Genomic DNA, 16,522 nt, shown 5'->3' on the forward strand with positions numbered 1-16,522 from the left:
ATAGAAAACATTTTAATTAGTGTAATACTTTAAATTAACTAATATAAGAATAGATGAAAATACAGAAGGTCGCATCCACATTAAATAAAAACGTGTGGATGCGACCTATAAACTGTCACTTAATTTGTCAAAGGAACCCTCCATTGATTGTCAGCAGGATAATAATTTGTTGTGTATAAAAGATGCAATGTCAATTGCTCGGGAACTTCCTGTAACCCGTCCAATTCTAACTCTATCGATATATCATGCCGTCCGTCTTTACCTTTCATTGACATTGAACCACTACTTAGCTTGCCAGGGTAGACCTTGCCAATTTCGTCAACGACCATCCAGCTGCTGCCGAAGCCCGCGTCAAGAAAGTCCACTTTGCCCTCCAACTTAATGATGACAGAATCCTCTGCTTCAACTAGTGATTTTTCCACGCTTTTAACCGTTAAATGATATCCTTTATAGTCAAGAGACAAGGGATGTCTTTCAATGTCCTTTGGTTTTATGACAACCGAAAAGCCAGCTTGTTCCTTTTTAAAGACTCCATCCAATACAAAGGTCAATTGATCTTCATTCTTCGGGACGAAAGAATGCGCATATGTGGTGCGTCCCAGTATAGCTGTATCCTCACTTGACCCTCGTAATAGGCTAGCTATCTCTGAATCAGTTGAGCGCTCTGTTGAATAAATTATGTTGCCAGCAGCATTTTCGATATGGTACGCAATCCCAGAGGTATCGCCTATTACAAGAGAATCCATTTTCTCTTTGCCGAACCTTTCCTCTAGCTTGCGCTTTGCCTCTTCGGCCCTCTGAAGTTCCTCTTTTGCAAGAGATGTCTCAAAAAACAATTCCATGGCTGATGGAGCAATGTGCAGCTTCTTCAAATCGATTTCGACGCCGTGATGGACGGCAGTTGCATCTTGCAACTCCACCATTTTAGTCAACTTGCGATTTTCATTCAAATCGACAGGAACCTGTAGCTGCCAGTTCCCCTGTACACCATTCAGCTCGACGAGGTTGAATTGAATCGTCAATTTCTCTATATGATTGCTATGATCGAAAAGTGAGAACTCAATGTATCCATAGTCGCTTCCCCTAGGCCAACCAATCCCTGACATATCCACTATATTGCCGTTTTGATCGATGGCTGTATATTTATTGTCGGCATTCCATATGTTCAAGTTCGGTTTTTGTGGTTTTCTACTTTCATCCAATATCTTGTAAGAAAGAGTAACTCTAGAGGAGTCGGCAATGACGTCTTCCACAACAAACGTAAGACCTTGATCTTCGACTTCCAGATTTAGCCGCTGCGTGAGTCCAGCCTCCGCCGCCTTTTGCAAGCCTTCATCAACTTGGTTGCTAGTGAATAGACCACTGATTAATTGCGCAAAAGCCGGGTTCACAGTTGCGCCAATACCAACTGCCAAAACTATGCCCACAGCAGTAAGTACTACTCGCTTCCAAACGGCTTTGCGTTGTTTTTTCGATTTCCCATATGGCTCCAACTGATCTAAGACAAGTTCAGTGAAATTCCCAGGCAAGGTAGGTGTCTGCAACGTTTCTTCAATGAAGCGCTGTTCCTCTTGAAAGGCATTCACTACTTTTCCACAGGACGCACATGACTGTACATGCGCTTCAGTTTCAGCCATCTCCTGTTTAGGTAGCAACTGATCTACAAATTGTGAAAGCTTATCCGCCGTTGGACAGTTCATGAAAATATCCTCCTTCTCGTTTCACCGTTTCTCTCATCTTTTTCTTCGCCCGATGCAGTTTATTGCGTACCGTCGAAAGGGGCACGTCCATCACTTCACCAATTTCCTCGTAACTGATTTCATTCACATAACGGAGAAGAATGATGAGCCGTTCGTCTTCAGGCAAAGTGGCGATCAGACGCTCCAATTGACGGCTTTTCTCTTTCTTCAAGAAGACCACTTCTGGATGCTCACGATTAACCACCTTCGTCTCGTCTATTTCTACTTGAACTGTGGAATACCGTTTTTTCCGGAACTCATCCATGCAATGATTGATGGCCACCCGGTAAAGCCAGCTGGAAAATGAACCGCTAGCGTCATATTTCTCGAGGTTGCGATACACTTTGATGAATGCATCCTGGACTAGGTCCTGCGCATCTTGTGGATTTTTCGTCATCCGCAAGATGGTCGCATACAGTTGGTTTTTATATTTGTTAATAATATGTGCATAGGCTTGTTTATCGCCCGCCAGCACTTGCTGGATCCATTGCTGTTCGTGTTCCATAGTGACCTCCTAACTGAAACGGACATGCGCATGTCGATTGTGTTTCATTCAGTATAACGGGTTTACTCGCAGGAAAATTTCATTTTCAGGAACTTTTGTATGATTTTGTTTTGTAAATGAAGTAAAAAGAGGCGATTGGGTGGTAAAGTGGTCAGAGTCGGTGGTAAACCCCGTAAAGTCGGTGGTAAACTCGCTAAAGTCGGTGATAACGTATTTGCCCGAAGTATGCGAATGGTTATGCGAGAGACACGTTATGATAAACTTAAGGAAATTGGCATGAAAGGGACGGATTGCTGATGACGAATTTTTGGCATGAACGATTTTCTACAGAAGAGTATATATACGGAAAAGAGCCGAATCAGTTTGTCGTTGAAGCTGCGCGCATGCTGCCGATAGGAAAGGTGCTTTGTATCGCAGAAGGGGAGGGGCGGAATTCCGTGTACTTGGCTTCCCTCGGATATGACGTTACTGCTTGGGATTACGCGCAGGCTGGGCTAGACAAGACAGAGCAATTGGCGAATGAAAAAGGGGTTGCCGTGAAGACGGAGCTCCGTGATTTGGCGGAAGTCGAATGGGAAGAAGAGCAGTGGGATGCAATCGTCCACATTTTCGGCCATTTCCCCGAAGATGTCATGAATCGTACGATGGCGGGCGTGCAGAAAGCGCTGAAAGTCGGCGGTTTTTATGTTAGCGAATTATATACGAAAGAGCAGCTCCGATATGGCACAGGCGGTCCGCGCGATATAGCGATGCTCATGGATCCAGCAGACATTTTGCAAAAGTTTGATGGATATTTCATTAAACACTTCCACGTCGGGGAAGTGAACCGTGAAGAAGGACAGCTACATACGGGAACGGCTCATGTCGTACAAAGCATTTTTCAAAAGAGAGAGGAAGCGAACTGATGGACGGACGTAATCGAAGTGATGTGAAGCCAGGAATGAAGGTCGCAGTCATCCTGAAAAAGGATCAGCGCACAGGTATAAAGACGGAAGGAGTCGTCAAAGATTTATTAACAAATTCCAGCTTCCATCCGCATGGCATTAAAGTGCGGCTAGAGGACGGACAAGTTGGACGGGTGAGCGATATTTTGGAATAAAAGCTAGGGTTACTGGTATCGCGTCAAGGGTGTTCCGCGTCCAAAGTAGGGTGTTCCGCGCCCAAAGTGGCTCCCCGCGCGCCCAAAGTAGGGTGTTCCGCGCCCGAAGTGGCTCCCCGCGCGCCCAAAGTAGGGTGTTCCGCGCCCAAAGTGGCTCTCGGCGCGTCCAAAGTAGGGTGGTCCGCATCCAAAGCGGCTTCCCGCGCGCCCAAAGGAGCTGGGAGTCAAATTAGGAACTGCTTAGTAACAGGTGCCGACAGATTCTTTCTGTTCGGCACCTTTTTTAAATTCTAAATAATGTATACTAAACGAAAGAGAGATTGCGAGGAGGGAATAGATTGCAAACATTTTGGGGTGTTCTGTCTGTTTTATTCATCATGGCATTGCTTTTTCCGCTTGCTGCACTCGGGGCGTTTACCGCATATTTTACAGCAATGGAGTATTTAATTCCTCTAGTTGTAGCTGCGTATCTTACAATCGGAGCCTATGCCGTCATGTCACGCTTCGAATTGTATCGATACAAGAAGGTTTTCATTATCGGAACATCAGCAGCAGTCGCACTTTCGCTAATCTATGCTGTTCCTGGAATCTATGATAAGACGAGACCAGTACTTAGTGACGGTCAAGTTGATCTAGTCGAATACCAGCCATTCAAGGAGAAGACGAAGGCAGTGTCACTAGACAAGCCGGCTTCCTTGCAAATAAAGGATGAATTACCGGTCATCGACGGAGCAACTGCACTTTACCCGATATACTCAGCGTTTGCACAAGCAGTCTATCCGGAAAAAGAGTACGACCCGTATAGTAGCGAAGTGATGTCAAGTCGGACAGGAGCCGCTTATGTGAATCTCATCAATGGACGGGCGGATATCATTTTCGCATTGGAGCCATCGAAGGCGCAAATAGAGAGTGCGAAGAACGTTGGCAAGGAATTGAAGTTGACGCCGATTGGTAAAGAAGCGTTCGTCTTTTTTGTTAACGCCAAGAACCCGGTGGCAAGCTTGACGGAGGATGAAATTAAAGGGGTTTATTCCGGCAACATTACGAATTGGAAAGATGTCGGCGGGAAGAACGACCCGATTCGCGCTTTCCAACGTCCCGAAGATAGCGGCAGCCAAACGGCATTGCAAAGTTTCATGGGAGATGTGCCGATCATGGACCCTCCGACAGAGGACATTGCATCACTTATGGGTACGATCATCGGGCAAGTATCGGACTATAAAAATCATAATAATGCAATCGGCTACACTTTCAGGTACTATTCGACGCAAATGGTGAAAAACAATAAAATCCGTCTGCTAGCCGTGAACGGCGTTGAACCGACTGTAGACACGATTAGGTCGGGCGAATATCCGATTACAAATGAATTTTATGCCATAACAGCGGGCAGTGACAACCCGCATGTCGAAGCGTTCATTGAATGGATATTATCGAATGAAGGACAAGAGATTATTAGAAAGACGGGGTACGTACCAATTCGGAAATGAGTGGATAGAATGAGACGGGCTTGGAAAGTGACAGGACTACTACTCGGCATCGCTATAGGGGTTTTAGGAGCGCTGTTCCTATTGATAAATCACTTCTTCTTCAGCATGCAACAGTTGCCGAAAGGAGAATTTCTAACGGAAGAAATTTCTCCGGACGGGGACTATACGGTAAAAGGGTACGTCTCCCGCAGTGGAGCAACAGTGGCAGACGCAGTACGCGGTGAGGTTGTCTATCATAAAAAGAGAGATAAAAAGAAGAATATTTATTGGGGATACCGTGAAAGTGAAGCGGTCATTCGATGGATTGACGAGCATACTGTGTCAATCAACGGTGTCGAGTTGGACGTCCGTAAAGATGTGTATGACTTTCGGAATGATTAGCGTACAGGGGGTGCTTGGACTTGATCGTTGTCCTTTGGCAAATATCATTGATCATATCATTTCTATCATTCTTTTTCGGCCTATTCACTAAGTCTAAAACATCATTGCTCATTAGCTTTTTCACTTCTTTACCGATCGCCTTGTATTTCTTAGGCGCCAACAATGCATTCAAACTTATTGCATTGTTCTCGATTGTCCCGTTGATCATCATCTATTTATTTCATCGGCATGAAGGAAGGAGAGCGAAAACATGACCCTTACAAATAATTTAGGAATCCAGCATCCGATTATCCAAGCTCCGATGGCGGGTGTAACGACACCTGAATTTGTGGCGGCATCATCGGATGCGGGCATTTTAGGGTCAATAGGAGCAGGCTATTTATCCGCAGAAGCTACTCGGGATTTCATTAGAGAGGTTAAAAAGCTAACGGACAAACCGTTTTCAGTCAACTTATTCGTGCCGGAATATGCGGAATTGGACCAGGAACAGCTGCGAAAAGCTTATTTGGCATTGCAACCGGTTGGCAAGAAACTTGGCATGCCGTTTTGGAAAGCCCGGCTGTCCAAACCGTCATTCGAAGGGCAGATCGAAGTCATCATCGAAGAAGGCGTTGGAGTTTGTTCCTTCACATTCGGCTTGCCCGATGAAACAGTTGTCCGAAAGTTAAAGGAGCATGCCATCTACTTGATTGGCACGGCAACGACAGTCGAAGAAGCCGTCGCAGCCGAAAAAGTCGGAATGGACGCAGTCGTCGCACAAGGTAAGGAAGCCGGTGGACATCGGGGCTCCTTCATCGGTGAGCAGTTAGTGCCGCTTGCGGATTTGTTGCCTTTAGTCGTCGATGCTGTCGGAATTCCTGTCATTGCGGCTGGTGGAATCGCTAACAAAGAGCATCTAGACCAGCAACTTCTCCGCGGAGCGCAAGCCGTGCAAATTGGCACAGCGTTGCTAGCGGCTGAAGAAAGCGGGGCACATCCGATCTATAAACAAGCTGTCATAGAAGCTGCCGAAAATAGCACCGTTCTGACGAAAGTGTTCTCGGGCAAGTCGGCAAGAGGCATTCGAAATTCATTCATAGACATAATGGCAGATGGACCGATCGCCCCTTATCCATACCAAAACGACTTGACGAAGAAAATCCGGAGCGAATCGGCAAGACTGGGCAAATCAGAATTCATGTCGTTATGGGCGGGAGAGAGCGTCCACGAAACAAAGGGCGGAACTGTTAACGAAGTCATCGGGAAGTTTATTTGAAAAGGAAATTGAACAAGCATGCGGCTGAATCCGCATGCTTTTTTTGTATTCATAAATTCTATTAGTGTTATCTGTAATATTTAAAAGAAACTGAAAACTGTATATTAATTTACCTTGAAATGAAGTATAATAATCTATAAACCTTTCAGATTAGTTGGGGTATTGCCCGCGTTAATCAAATTGAAATCATCTTGGGGTTAATCTTTTTTTGTGGGCATCTCACCGGGCTGGAAGAAATTACTCCTATCGGGGGGAAGGGGAAAAGAAATGATTACGTTTTTATTTGGTATCGTCTTATTGATTGTCGGTTATTTCACGTACGGCAAATTCATTGAGAAGATGTTTGGGGTGAAGGAGGACCGTGCGACGCCAGCGTATACGAGTGGGGACGGCGTCGACTATGTACCGATGAGCACGAAGAAGAACTCGCTGATCCAGCTGTTGAACATTGCGGGGGTTGGTCCGATTTTTGGTCCGATCATGGGGGCGCTTTATGGTCCGATTGCTTTCATTTGGATTGTAATCGGCGCAATTTTTGCAGGCGCTGTCCACGACTATTTGACAGGGATGATCTCGATTCGTAACCGGGGAGCGCATCTGCCAGAGCTTGCAGGCAAGTTTTTAGGGAAATTCATGAAGCATATCGTGAATGCCTTTGCCATTCTGTTATTGGTGCTTGTCGGAACGGTATTCGTTTCCGCACCTGCAGGTTTGCTTTACAACTTGATGAACGGTTGGATGGCAATGGGTATCATCGTTACACTTATTTTCGCCTATTATATTCTTGCAACACTATTGCCGATCGATAAGATCATCGGCCGCTTCTACCCAATCTTCGGTGCACTTTTAATCATCAGTGCGGTCGGAGTAGGGGGAATGATGGTCATCAAAGGAGTAGAGATTCCAGAGTTGACATTTGCCAATATGCACCCTGACAAATTGGCGATTTTCCCACTTCTATTCTTGACGATTTCATGTGGTGCATTGTCTGGCTTCCATGCGACACAGTCTCCGATCATATCACGTACGACGCAAAAAGAAGGGCAAGGCCGAAAGATTTTCTATGGCATGATGATTGCAGAGGCGATTATCGCGATGATTTGGGCAGCTGCGGGAATGGCGCTGTTCAACGGGTATGGCGGCTTGAGTGAAATGTTGGCGGCAGGCGGTCCTGCATTGATCGTCAGCGAAGCTTCTACATTGATGTTGGGTGCAGTTGGTGGAACGCTAGCAATTCTCGGTGTCATCATCCTTCCGATCACTTCCGGCGATACGGCTTTCCGTAGTGCGCGGATGATTATTGCAGACTATTTCAAGTTGTCACAAGTGAAAATGGTGAGCCGTCTTTGGATTGCTGTACCGATGTTCGTCATTTCCATTGCGTTGACGCAAGTCGACTTTAACATTCTATGGCGCTACTTCTCATGGGCGAACCAATCGACAGCCGTGATCGCGTTATTCGTAGGTGCGATGTATCTGTTCATTGCACGGAAGAACTACTGGGTGGCACTCGTCCCCGGAACGTTCATGCTGATGGCAACGATGACGTATATTTTGAATGCGTCGATCGGCTTCGGATTGCCGATGAATGTCGCGTATATCGGGGCAACGGTCATTTCAATTTTCCTCGTCGTCCTGTTTTTCTTCGCTGCAGTCCGAGCGAGAGCTGCACAAGTTCCGTTGGAAGAAGACATTTCACACTGGAAAGGTGCAACGACAAACTAATTTTATCGATAAAATAGAGGCGGCTGGAGCCGCCTCTCAGAGTGTAGACAAAGTTGTTTTTTGACTATGTCTACACTCTGTTTTAGGGGCAAAAATAATAACTAGGCATATCCTCAGCCACCTCTTTTTACTTACATATACCAAAGTAAGTCGTACCCCATCTTCTTCCCTTTCTCGCTCTCCTGCTCGACGACCTTCCAAATACCGTTCTCCTTGAGGACTTTGTAATAGAAATTGGTTCCATCTGCTTTCTTGAACAGGATGAATCCTTCATTGCCTTTTATAAAGGTTACAGGATTGATTACGTTTTTATAAGGCGGTTGTATTTCCGTACTAAGAATATTGATGACAATTTCTTCCGCGATATGTGCCAGTGAATTGAAATCATTTTGTTTTTCCGCCTTGTACCGCAACTGGTTATAATCGTATCGCTCATAAGGGAGTAAATTTAAATGGAATGACTTTTTAATGTCGATGAGCGCTTCCTTATAAAATTGATGTAATTTCTTTTCCTCATCATCACCTTCATGCGTAAAGTCGAGCAGTTTGACACCTTTCGGACTGATTCCGAACTGCAATGTCTCCTTGCCGTATGGCGGATTTTCTGCTGTCTCAAATGTATTCACTTGAACTTCAACAGTGAAGGAAAATCCACCTTTCTCGTCTCGCTGGATGTTCAATATTTTTGCATCGTATAATCCATACGATTTGTCGTAGCCGTAAAAGTCGATGATCCCTTCCGAAATATACGGCTGAAGGGTTGACAGCAGTGCATCTTGGATGGATTGTTGGTCAATATTGGTCTGTTCCGCTTTGGACGTAAGAGGTTGGATGAGCATGGAAATCACGAGGAATGGAATCAAGAAGCGTAAGTGTTTCAATTGGGAAACCTCCTATCCGGTTTTGTGCTTAGGTTTTCCTCTGGCGATGAAACAATACATGAATGAAATTTTAAAATTGAGTCTTTGAATGAAGACAGTTGCGCTATAATGAAATAAATTGTTAATTACTTGGATACCGGAGGATACTATGCGGAAATATATTGGTGAAATCGGATTGATATTGACAGCAATCATTTGGGGAAGCGGGTTTGTCGGAAGTGCAGTTGCACTCGATTCCTACACGCCTTATCAGATTTTAGCAGGCAGATTCCTTATTGGAGCTGTTTTATTATGTGCGGTTTTTTATAAGAAATTGAAGTTCATTTCAAGAGGTGCATTGGTGAAAGGGGCAGTTTTGGGCGTCTTCTTATACATAGCATTTGCGCTGCAAACGGTCGGCCTCCAATTTACAACACCGTCTAAAAATGCTTTTTTGACTGCGGTGAATGTTGTCATCGTGCCGTTTATTGGGCTTGCGATTTATAGAAGAAAGTTGGATCTGTTCGAACTCATTGGCGCTTTTCTTGCGATGTTCGGCGTAGCGGTTTTGTCACTTCAATGGTCAGCGGGACTGAATATCGGCGATTTCCTGTCGTTTTGCTGTGCGATCGGTTTCGCATTCCATATTTTTTACACGTCACAATTTGTGAAGCAAGAAGACCCGATTGCATTGACGATTGTTCAAATGGCGACAGCGACTATAATCGGCTTTGCTGTTGTGTTGATGAAAGGCGAAATGGCATTTAGCACGCAGCCGGAAGGTATGTGGTCGTTGCTCTATTTAGGCGTTTTCTCGACGACGATTGCATTTTTATTGCAAACCGTTTCACAGAAATTCATTTCAGAAACGAAAGCGGCAATTATCCTCTCGACGGAATCATTATGGGGAATGGTTTTTTCCGTCATTCTATTAAGTGAGATCTTAACGCTTAAGATGGGAATCGGGGCGGTTTTAATACTTGCTGCAATCATTTTATCAGAAACAAAGCTCAGCTTTTTGGTGAAAGGGAGCAATCCAGCAAGGTTGGAATAGAAAATTGAGGGGGTGGAGGTTTGTATAGTTCTGATGAAAGAAACGAGTTTTTTATGAAAATGATTGAGAAATTAGAGTCCTCCGATTTAATTGATGGAGTTGTCCAGTTAGGTTCCGGGGTGATTGGATATAAGGATGAATACTCCGATATTGATTTAATGGTTTCCACTTCTAAACTTGAAGATGTTGAAAGCACAAAAAGCTTTGTTCATCGTACACTCAGTGATTTGAATCCTGTCTATATAAAAGAAAAACAGTTTAGCAGGGATATCTATCTGCTCATCGCATTTATGGAAAATTCACTGGAGTTCAATGTGTCCATTCTTCCAAGTGATTTACTGAATGTGAAGTCGCCTTTATGGAAAGTGATTGTTGATAAGACTGGATTCGTATCCGAGAAGATGAATGCTGAAAATGAACTCTTTCAAAATAAGCAAATCAAATATGATGTGAATATCGATATAGCGTTTGAATTCGTATATTGTGCTTTAAGTTTGGACAAAGAGTTGAAACGGAACAACTTCATCTATGCACTGAAAATGCTTGAGAAAATGAGGGAGTATTTACTGCTGGCACAAGCGATGAACGAAAATAAGAAGCTGCATCAGTTCAAAGCGTATGACACGTTGGATTCCTCCTTTATAGAGGCATTTCTTTCAACCTACCCGGATGAAATCACGGTTGAAAAATTGACAGCTTCAGGTGAGAAGGTAAAAGAACTTTTTGCTGAAGTAGTTGAACAAAGCTCCAGTATCACGATGGATAAGGCTTTACATCAGCTTATTAATTCCTATGATCTGAAAGGGAAGATGGAAGGAATCGATCAATTATTAAGCAAAGGGGAGAAGGAAATGGAAACACGCATTGTCCAGAGCGAAGGGTTTACAGTGAGAGGGTATGGGGTAGTAGGTCCTGTTTCTGAAATTCCAGCTGAATGGGATCGGTTAATTAAGGAAATTAATGAGAACAATGTCGTCGTGGAAGAGTCATTTGGTGTTTGCTTGAAGATGGAGAACGACATCATCCATTATATTGCGGGACTGAAATCAGAATTGACGGAAGGATTTCCGGACACGAAAGAGGTTGTCATTCCAGCCGGTAAGTTCATCGTTGCGAAAGTCGAAGGCGGAATTCCAGACATCCCGGCTACGTATGACAACATCATTCAAATGGATGACATCAAACTACGGGATTGCTACGATTTCGAGCGCTACGTCCATCCGGCTGGGGTGTCGGAAGACGTTATTGAGATTTGGATGCCGATTGAGTAAAGGGGATGGAAGAAATGGAGACACGTATTGAACAAGTGGAGCAGTTCACAGTAAAAGGCTATGAAATGAATGGGCCAGTAACGGATATTCCTAAGCTGTGGGATGAGTTGAACCATATTATAGAAAAAAAGGGTGCTCAGCCTGAAGAGTCCTTCGGAATTACGTTGGGAATGGGCAATGGCAACTTTCACTATTTGGCTGGTATTAAATCGGAGTCGGCAGAAGGTTTTACGGATACGAAGGAATTATTGATTCCAAGCGGTAAATTTATTGTCGCGAAGGTCGAAGGCGGAGTGGAGGCAATTCCAGCTGCTTTTGATGCGTTGTTGCGCAATCCAAATGTGAAACTTAGACATAGTTATGGATTTGAGCGATATATCCATCCTGCAGGTTCTACGGAATTTGAGACGGAAGTTTGGGTGGCGATTGAGTAAATACTTCGGAAAAGCGTATGCAACATGAGAAGCAAGAATCCAGAAGAAATCCAAAAGTGTTGGATCTCTTTTAGATCTTTGTACCAGCCTAAACGCTTCAGCTAGTTGAACAACAAGAGCCCGTTCATTCTCTCATCTCACGCAATAGATCATCATCCCTGTAATGGAATTTCCCGATTTTACCTTCTTCTTTTGTTGAGAAAAGGACTAACCCAGAGACATTTGCCGTTTTTTCTTCCTCCCCATTTTTTTGATAACCAACCGTCGCTGTGAATGTATAGCGATTGGACGCTTTGTCGCTCTGTTCAATCGTGACATCCTTCAAGTTTAACTTGTATCCCGCCCAGTTCGCCATAGTTTGGTACGTCAGCCCTGATGTATTTATGAAGGTGTGTAGGTAAAAACTTGTAAAGTAAGGACCGTATACTTTTTCTATATACTTTTCAAGCTCCTTGTTCTCCTCTTTATTATTTACAACAGTCGTATATTGAGGGTTCCATAAAAGATCCATAAGCTCGACATTTGGACCTGAAAACTCAAGCTCCAGAACTTCTCTAATGACTTCTCTATTCCTGTCCTCTGCATCAGCTTTAGAACAAGCAACTAGTAAAATTCCGGACAGTATGAACACTAAACTCAAGAATACCGCTATTCGCTTGTTATCATTTGCAGACATTTCACCACCCCTTTTACAGGTAATACGTTTATAGTGAATGAAAGATTCGGATTTTTAAAACAAAAAAGGCGGGATATGGATGTGGATAATGATATTTTTACTCGTCATCATATTGCTATTGTTGAACGTGGTTTATTTTCTTTCAAAGATTAGCAATCAGCTGAAGTTAATTTCAGAGCATTTTAATGTGAAAGAAAAAGAAGTAGACATAGTTGCAATGAGTGACGAAGAGATTGAAAAGGAATTAGAAGACGAATTTATAAAGGGGTAAATACAGGGTGAACACTTCTTTTGGCTGGATGGGTGAATAAGTGGAGAGGTGAGGAAACGGGCTCATTTCCTCGGTTATTTACGAATTTAATTCTTTTTCATTTCCCACTTCAACATATTGTCTACCCGTCCAATTTGCCGGAAGCCCAACTTCTCCAACACTTTTATGGAAGCAGAGTTTTCTTCTACGCATTCGGCAATGACTATCTTTACTTCTCCAAAAGCAAAGGCCCACTCGATAAGAGCTCCTACCGCTTCCGTCGCATATCCTTTATTTTGCGCAGACGGCACAATGCCGTAACCGATTTCCGTAGTATGATCTTCCGAAGGCTTCCCTTTAAAGCCAATGTCACCAATAATCGTATCCGTTTCTTTATCCACAACGAACCATACTCCCCATCCTAACTGGGACTCGTCATTTTGAAGTTCGGCTACATGTCCTTTCACATGATCTCTAATTTCATAATCCTCAGGTGAAATTGTTGATAAAAATTCAGGAGTGCAAGCAATCAATTTGAGTCTATTCGTTTCTATTATCATGAATCAAACCTCCTAGATGCATGTCGATACTTAAGTATACTTTACAAGGGCTTCTCAGTCGTGAATATTTATCTCAATTGTGTTGACTCTAACGTTACGTCATACTCTATAGTCAATAGTGAAGGGAGGCGGGGAGTTATGAAAGTGAAAGAAGTGGCGGATTTGACCGGTGTGAGTGTGCGCACGCTCCATCATTATGATGAGATCGGTTTACTCGTTCCGGACAACGTAACGGAGGCGGGCTATCGGGTTTATTCCGATGAAAACTTGACGACCCTCCAGCAAATCCTGTTCTTCCGTGAAGTCGGCTTCCCTTTAAAGAAAATTAAGGAGCTGCTTCAAAGTCCTTCATTCAACCGGTTGGAGGCGTTCGAGCTGCAACGCGATATGTTAGTGGCGAAGCGTAGCCAATTGGAGACAATGATTAAGACGATTGACAAGACGCTCCAATCCGAGAGAGGAGAAATGAAAATGACGAACGAAGAGAAGTTTAAAGGATTTGACTTCAGTTCGAATCCATATGAGCAGGAAGCTAGAGAACGATGGGGGGATGAAGCGGTCGACAAGGCGAATAAAAATGTCGCTCAGTTCGGTGAGAAAGAACAGCTGGAGATGAACCGCATTTATTCCAATCTAGCGGCACTGCGCTGTACTGATCCATCTTCAGTAGAAGCACAGGCAGCAATCGCTGATTGGTACACGTTCTTGAATAAAATTGGAACTTACTCATTGGAAGCATTCGCAGGCTTAGGAGAAATGTATGTCGCAGACGAACGATTTACGAAGAACATCGACCAATTCGGAGAAGGCTTGGCTGTATTCATGCGTGATGCCATGAAAGTTTACTCTGAAAGCAACTGATAAAATGGAAGACATCTGCGACTAAAGCAGGTGTCTTTTTATCCTAAACATTTATTTTTAAAAAAAGCGAGAAAGTCGGCGTGTTTAATAGTATAATAGAAAAACAATCGATAGATGAGCGATTGTTAATACCATGACAACCGGCGCCCATCGCTTTTCGAGGGATTGAAAAATCTCAGGAAAGTGAAACTCTACTTGTAGTTAAAACGTATAATACATATATAGAAAAACGCTTGAACTGTCCGCTCCCCGAATCTTGTCTACAACTTAGGGCTTAGAAGGTTTCCACCTGCAGACGGTTTAGGTTCCCGAAAAAATTGTACATACTTGTAGAGAGAGATGAGTTAGGGGTTGGGATAATGGGAAAAACAATCTATATCGTACTCACTGACACGGGAACATTGCTGTCAAAGGCGATTGGCATGTATACACGCAAGGATTTGAATCATGCATCGATTGCATTCGACGAGCAGTTGACCGAGATCTATAGTTTCGGTCGGAAGCAGCAATACAATCCGTTCTTCGGTGGGTTTGTACGTGAAAATGTTGCGGAAGGCATTTTTCAGGAGGCCGATTGCGCTGTGTACCGTTGCGAAGTTTCCACGGAAGCGTATATGCGGATTCGCCAGAAAATCGTTCAATTCGAGTTGAATCATAGAGACTATAAATATAACTTTATCGGTTTGTTCGGCGTGGCGCTGAATAAAGAGATTCGACGGAAGAGGGCTTTTTTCTGTTCGCAATTCGTCGCAACTGTCATGCAGGAGAGCGAAACGCACCGCCTGATGACGATGCCTTGCCTGACAATGCCGCATCATCTGGCGCATTTGCCACATATGGAACTCGTGTATGAAGGCGATTTACCAACGTATTTAAATAAAGTAAGAGGGCCACAATTGGAACGTCCGATTCGTATGGGACTTTTGAAGAGTCTGGCGTTCCGCCTGCTTGCTTGACGTAGAAGCTTCTCCGTTATGAGAAGCTTTTTTTACGTCTAGCAACGGGCGTCCTTCGCTTTTTTAGAAATTCCATGCGATAATGAAAAAAATGATGGATAGAGGATGACAAGATGACAAAAAAAATTGATGTACAAGTGAACGCACAAAGTATAGCGGCCTTTAAGAGAGGCTACCCATTGATTTTGAAAGACGCAGTGGTGAATCCGGAAGTGTTGAATGAGGAAGGTGCTATTATTCGCTTGGTCGACAAATACCGTAAATTCATCGCGAAAGGCTATTATGGCAATCAAAACAAAGGAATTGGCTGGGTATTGACGAGGGATGAAAATGAGGAGATCGATTTTTCCTTTTTCGAATCGAAAATTTCAGCAGCCCTTTCAAGACGGGAAGCTTTCTTCGAAGATAGCGAGACGACTGCATTCCGCATCTTCAATGGAGAAGGTGATGGAATCGGTGGATTGACGATCGACTATTTTGACGGTTATTACATGGTGAGCTGGTATAGTGAAGGGATTTACTCCTTGAAGCATCATGTGTATGGTGTGTTGGACAAGCTTGTGGACTACAAAGCGATCTATGAGAAAAAACGGTTCGATACGAAAGGCCAATACATCGAACAGGATGATTTCGTGAGAGGCGTCCCGGGGGATTTCCCGATCATCGTGAAGGAAAACGGCATGAATTTTGCTGTCGATTTGAATGATGGCGCCATGACAGGAATTTTTCTTGATCAGCGCGATGTGCGGAAAGCGCTGCGCGACAAGTATTCGGATGGCAAGCACGTGTTGAATACATTTTCATACACAGGTGCTTTTTCGGTTGCTGCGGTTCTCGGCGGGGCACGGGAGACGACGAGTGTGGATTTGGCGAAGCGCAGTTTGCCGAAGACGATCGAGCAGTTCAGTGTGAACGGAATTGATTATGAAGCACAGGACATTAAAGTGATGGACGTGTTTGATTATTTCCGTTATGCGAAACGCCATGAACTGAAATTCGATGTCGTTGTTTTAGATCCACCGAGTTTTGCACGCTCGAAGAAATACACATTCAGTACGGCGAAGGATTACCCGGCCTTGCTAATGGATGCAATCGCCATCACTGAAAAGAATGGTATCATCATTGCATCGACGAATAACGCAAGCTTCAGCATGAAGAAGTTCAAGACATTTATCGAAAAAGGATTTGCGGATGCAGGCTCCCGCTATAAGATCCTTGAAGAATCTTCATTGCCAAAGGATTTCCGCACAAATCGCGACTTCCCGGAATTCAATTACTTGAAAGTCGTCATTTTGCAGAAGTTGAAGTAAATAATAAGAAGCCATTCCCGCTCGGCACTGACTATCTTTTTTGAGACAAGTAAAAAACACCTTATTAAGCAGCCAGTTGTCGGTATTGTACCGGCGATT

At 43.9% G+C, this 16,522-nt stretch carries 20 protein-coding genes; 14 read left to right on the forward strand and 6 right to left on the reverse strand.

Annotation, left to right across the window (positions count from 1 at the left end):
• Nucleotides 1-119 precede the first annotated feature (119 nt).
• Nucleotides 120-1,700 (reverse strand): DUF4179 domain-containing protein, encoded by a 1,581-nt coding sequence (locus tag AB1K89_RS10580; RefSeq protein WP_413054703.1) that lies wholly within the window; start codon nucleotides 1,698-1,700, stop codon nucleotides 120-122.
• Nucleotides 1,678-2,244, reverse strand: a complete 567-nt coding sequence (locus AB1K89_RS10585; RefSeq protein ID WP_413054704.1) for an RNA polymerase sigma factor — start codon at nucleotides 2,242-2,244, stop codon at nucleotides 1,678-1,680. The genes AB1K89_RS10580 and AB1K89_RS10585 overlap by 23 nt, the downstream gene beginning before the upstream one ends.
• Before the next feature lie 296 nt (nucleotides 2,245-2,540).
• Between AB1K89_RS10585 and AB1K89_RS10590 the strand changes: the two genes are divergently transcribed.
• Entirely contained in the window at nucleotides 2,541-3,149 is a 609-nt protein-coding gene (locus AB1K89_RS10590) for an SAM-dependent methyltransferase (RefSeq protein ID WP_413054705.1), read from the forward strand.
• Nucleotides 3,149-3,343 carry a YwbE family protein gene (locus AB1K89_RS10595; protein ID WP_413054706.1) on the forward strand — a complete coding sequence of 65 codons (195 nt, stop codon included), beginning with the start codon at nucleotides 3,149-3,151 and terminating at the stop codon, nucleotides 3,341-3,343. Before AB1K89_RS10590 ends, AB1K89_RS10595 begins: the two co-directional genes overlap by 1 nt.
• A gap of 23 nt (nucleotides 3,344-3,366) precedes the next feature.
• On the opposite strand, the gene AB1K89_RS10600 is transcribed toward AB1K89_RS10595, so the two are convergent.
• Nucleotides 3,367-3,534 carry a hypothetical protein gene (locus AB1K89_RS10600; RefSeq protein ID WP_413054707.1) on the reverse strand — a complete coding sequence of 56 codons (168 nt, stop codon included), beginning with the start codon at nucleotides 3,532-3,534 and terminating at the stop codon, nucleotides 3,367-3,369.
• Between the two features lie 147 nt (nucleotides 3,535-3,681).
• On the opposite strand from AB1K89_RS10600, the gene AB1K89_RS10605 reads away from it, so the two are divergent.
• From AB1K89_RS10605 to AB1K89_RS10625, 5 genes are all read left to right on the forward strand, one after another.
• Nucleotides 3,682-4,830 carry a PstS family phosphate ABC transporter substrate-binding protein gene (locus AB1K89_RS10605; RefSeq protein ID WP_413054708.1) on the forward strand — a complete coding sequence of 383 codons (1,149 nt, stop codon included), beginning with the start codon at nucleotides 3,682-3,684 and terminating at the stop codon, nucleotides 4,828-4,830.
• Between the two features lie 9 nt (nucleotides 4,831-4,839).
• The gene (locus tag AB1K89_RS10610) at nucleotides 4,840-5,211 is read left to right on the forward strand and encodes a DUF5412 domain-containing protein (protein ID WP_413054709.1); all 372 of its coding nucleotides are present in this window, start codon (nucleotides 4,840-4,842) and stop codon (nucleotides 5,209-5,211) included.
• A gap of 20 nt (nucleotides 5,212-5,231) precedes the next feature.
• Entirely contained in the window at nucleotides 5,232-5,465 is a 234-nt protein-coding gene (locus AB1K89_RS10615) for a hypothetical protein (protein WP_413054710.1), read from the forward strand.
• Nucleotides 5,462-6,466, forward strand: coding sequence for an NAD(P)H-dependent flavin oxidoreductase (locus tag AB1K89_RS10620; protein ID WP_413054711.1), 1,005 nt, complete (start codon nucleotides 5,462-5,464; stop codon nucleotides 6,464-6,466). The genes AB1K89_RS10615 and AB1K89_RS10620 overlap by 4 nt, the downstream gene beginning before the upstream one ends.
• A 267-nt stretch (nucleotides 6,467-6,733) precedes the next feature.
• Nucleotides 6,734-8,191, forward strand: coding sequence for a carbon starvation CstA family protein (locus tag AB1K89_RS10625; protein WP_413054712.1), 1,458 nt, complete (start codon nucleotides 6,734-6,736; stop codon nucleotides 8,189-8,191).
• A gap of 131 nt (nucleotides 8,192-8,322) precedes the next feature.
• Here the strand turns inward: AB1K89_RS10625 and AB1K89_RS10630 are convergent, their stop codons facing one another.
• Nucleotides 8,323-9,072: a DUF3888 domain-containing protein gene (locus tag AB1K89_RS10630; RefSeq protein WP_413054713.1), complete on the reverse strand. Its 750-nt coding sequence runs from the start codon at nucleotides 9,070-9,072 to the stop codon at nucleotides 8,323-8,325.
• A 148-nt stretch (nucleotides 9,073-9,220) separates the two neighbouring features.
• Between AB1K89_RS10630 and AB1K89_RS10635 the strand changes: the two genes are divergently transcribed.
• The 3 genes from AB1K89_RS10635 to AB1K89_RS10645 are packed head-to-tail and all read left to right on the forward strand — an operon-like array spanning nucleotide 9,221 to nucleotide 11,810.
• Nucleotides 9,221-10,105 carry a DMT family transporter gene (locus AB1K89_RS10635; protein ID WP_413054714.1) on the forward strand — a complete coding sequence of 295 codons (885 nt, stop codon included), beginning with the start codon at nucleotides 9,221-9,223 and terminating at the stop codon, nucleotides 10,103-10,105.
• A 20-nt stretch (nucleotides 10,106-10,125) separates the two neighbouring features.
• Nucleotides 10,126-11,376 (forward strand): GyrI-like domain-containing protein, encoded by a 1,251-nt coding sequence (locus AB1K89_RS10640; RefSeq protein WP_413054715.1) that lies wholly within the window; start codon nucleotides 10,126-10,128, stop codon nucleotides 11,374-11,376.
• Between the two features lie 14 nt (nucleotides 11,377-11,390).
• On the forward strand, nucleotides 11,391-11,810 hold the full coding sequence (locus AB1K89_RS10645; protein ID WP_413054716.1) for a GyrI-like domain-containing protein: 420 nt from the start codon (nucleotides 11,391-11,393) through the stop codon (nucleotides 11,808-11,810).
• A 124-nt stretch (nucleotides 11,811-11,934) separates the two neighbouring features.
• On the opposite strand, the gene AB1K89_RS10650 is transcribed toward AB1K89_RS10645, so the two are convergent.
• On the reverse strand, nucleotides 11,935-12,486 hold the full coding sequence (locus tag AB1K89_RS10650; protein WP_413054717.1) for a hypothetical protein: 552 nt from the start codon (nucleotides 12,484-12,486) through the stop codon (nucleotides 11,935-11,937).
• A gap of 79 nt (nucleotides 12,487-12,565) precedes the next feature.
• Here AB1K89_RS10650 and AB1K89_RS10655 point away from each other — a divergent pair, with 79 nt between their 5' ends.
• On the forward strand, nucleotides 12,566-12,757 hold the full coding sequence (locus AB1K89_RS10655) for a hypothetical protein (protein WP_413054718.1): 192 nt from the start codon (nucleotides 12,566-12,568) through the stop codon (nucleotides 12,755-12,757).
• Between the two features lie 86 nt (nucleotides 12,758-12,843).
• Here AB1K89_RS10655 and AB1K89_RS10660 read toward each other — a convergent pair whose 3' ends face one another.
• The gene (locus tag AB1K89_RS10660; RefSeq protein ID WP_413054719.1) at nucleotides 12,844-13,296 is read right to left on the reverse strand and encodes a GNAT family N-acetyltransferase; all 453 of its coding nucleotides are present in this window, start codon (nucleotides 13,294-13,296) and stop codon (nucleotides 12,844-12,846) included.
• A gap of 138 nt (nucleotides 13,297-13,434) precedes the next feature.
• On the opposite strand from AB1K89_RS10660, the gene AB1K89_RS10665 reads away from it, so the two are divergent.
• From AB1K89_RS10665 to AB1K89_RS10675, 3 genes are all read left to right on the forward strand, one after another.
• A complete protein-coding gene (locus AB1K89_RS10665; RefSeq protein WP_413054720.1) occupies nucleotides 13,435-14,157 on the forward strand; it encodes a MerR family transcriptional regulator in 723 nt (240 codons plus the stop codon).
• Between the two features lie 359 nt (nucleotides 14,158-14,516).
• Nucleotides 14,517-15,113, forward strand: coding sequence for a hypothetical protein (locus AB1K89_RS10670; RefSeq protein WP_413054721.1), 597 nt, complete (start codon nucleotides 14,517-14,519; stop codon nucleotides 15,111-15,113).
• 113 nt (nucleotides 15,114-15,226) lie between these two features.
• Complete coding sequence (locus tag AB1K89_RS10675; protein ID WP_413054722.1) at nucleotides 15,227-16,423, forward strand: class I SAM-dependent rRNA methyltransferase; 1,197 nt, start codon at nucleotides 15,227-15,229, stop codon at nucleotides 16,421-16,423.
• Nucleotides 16,424-16,522 lie beyond the last annotated feature (99 nt).

This window comes from Sporosarcina pasadenensis, assembly GCF_047228845.1.
GTDB lineage: Bacteria > Bacillota > Bacilli > Bacillales_A > Planococcaceae > Sporosarcina.

What these genes read in the sequence shown, in the direction of transcription:
- AB1K89_RS10635 (WP_413054714.1), top strand. Translation starts at nt 9,221, where the DNA reads ATGCGGAAATATATTGGTGAAATCGGATTGATATTGACAGCAATCATT.
- AB1K89_RS10665 (WP_413054720.1), top strand. Translation starts at nt 13,435, where the DNA reads ATGAAAGTGAAAGAAGTGGCGGATTTGACCGGTGTGAGTGTGCGCACG.
- AB1K89_RS10650 (WP_413054717.1), bottom strand. Translation starts at nt 12,486, where the DNA reads ATGTCTGCAAATGATAACAAGCGAATAGCGGTATTCTTGAGTTTAGTG.
- AB1K89_RS10610 (WP_413054709.1), top strand. Translation starts at nt 4,840, where the DNA reads ATGAGACGGGCTTGGAAAGTGACAGGACTACTACTCGGCATCGCTATA.
- AB1K89_RS10675 (WP_413054722.1), top strand. Translation starts at nt 15,227, where the DNA reads ATGACAAAAAAAATTGATGTACAAGTGAACGCACAAAGTATAGCGGCC.
- AB1K89_RS10590 (WP_413054705.1), top strand. Translation starts at nt 2,541, where the DNA reads ATGACGAATTTTTGGCATGAACGATTTTCTACAGAAGAGTATATATAC.
- AB1K89_RS10655 (WP_413054718.1), top strand. Translation starts at nt 12,566, where the DNA reads ATGTGGATAATGATATTTTTACTCGTCATCATATTGCTATTGTTGAAC.
- AB1K89_RS10585 (WP_413054704.1), bottom strand. Translation starts at nt 2,244, where the DNA reads ATGGAACACGAACAGCAATGGATCCAGCAAGTGCTGGCGGGCGATAAA.
- AB1K89_RS10625 (WP_413054712.1), top strand. Translation starts at nt 6,734, where the DNA reads ATGATTACGTTTTTATTTGGTATCGTCTTATTGATTGTCGGTTATTTC.
- AB1K89_RS10580 (WP_413054703.1), bottom strand. Translation starts at nt 1,700, where the DNA reads ATGAACTGTCCAACGGCGGATAAGCTTTCACAATTTGTAGATCAGTTG.
- AB1K89_RS10645 (WP_413054716.1), top strand. Translation starts at nt 11,391, where the DNA reads ATGGAGACACGTATTGAACAAGTGGAGCAGTTCACAGTAAAAGGCTAT.
- AB1K89_RS10660 (WP_413054719.1), bottom strand. Translation starts at nt 13,296, where the DNA reads ATGATAATAGAAACGAATAGACTCAAATTGATTGCTTGCACTCCTGAA.
- AB1K89_RS10620 (WP_413054711.1), top strand. Translation starts at nt 5,462, where the DNA reads ATGACCCTTACAAATAATTTAGGAATCCAGCATCCGATTATCCAAGCT.
- AB1K89_RS10670 (WP_413054721.1), top strand. Translation starts at nt 14,517, where the DNA reads ATGGGAAAAACAATCTATATCGTACTCACTGACACGGGAACATTGCTG.
- AB1K89_RS10595 (WP_413054706.1), top strand. Translation starts at nt 3,149, where the DNA reads ATGGACGGACGTAATCGAAGTGATGTGAAGCCAGGAATGAAGGTCGCA.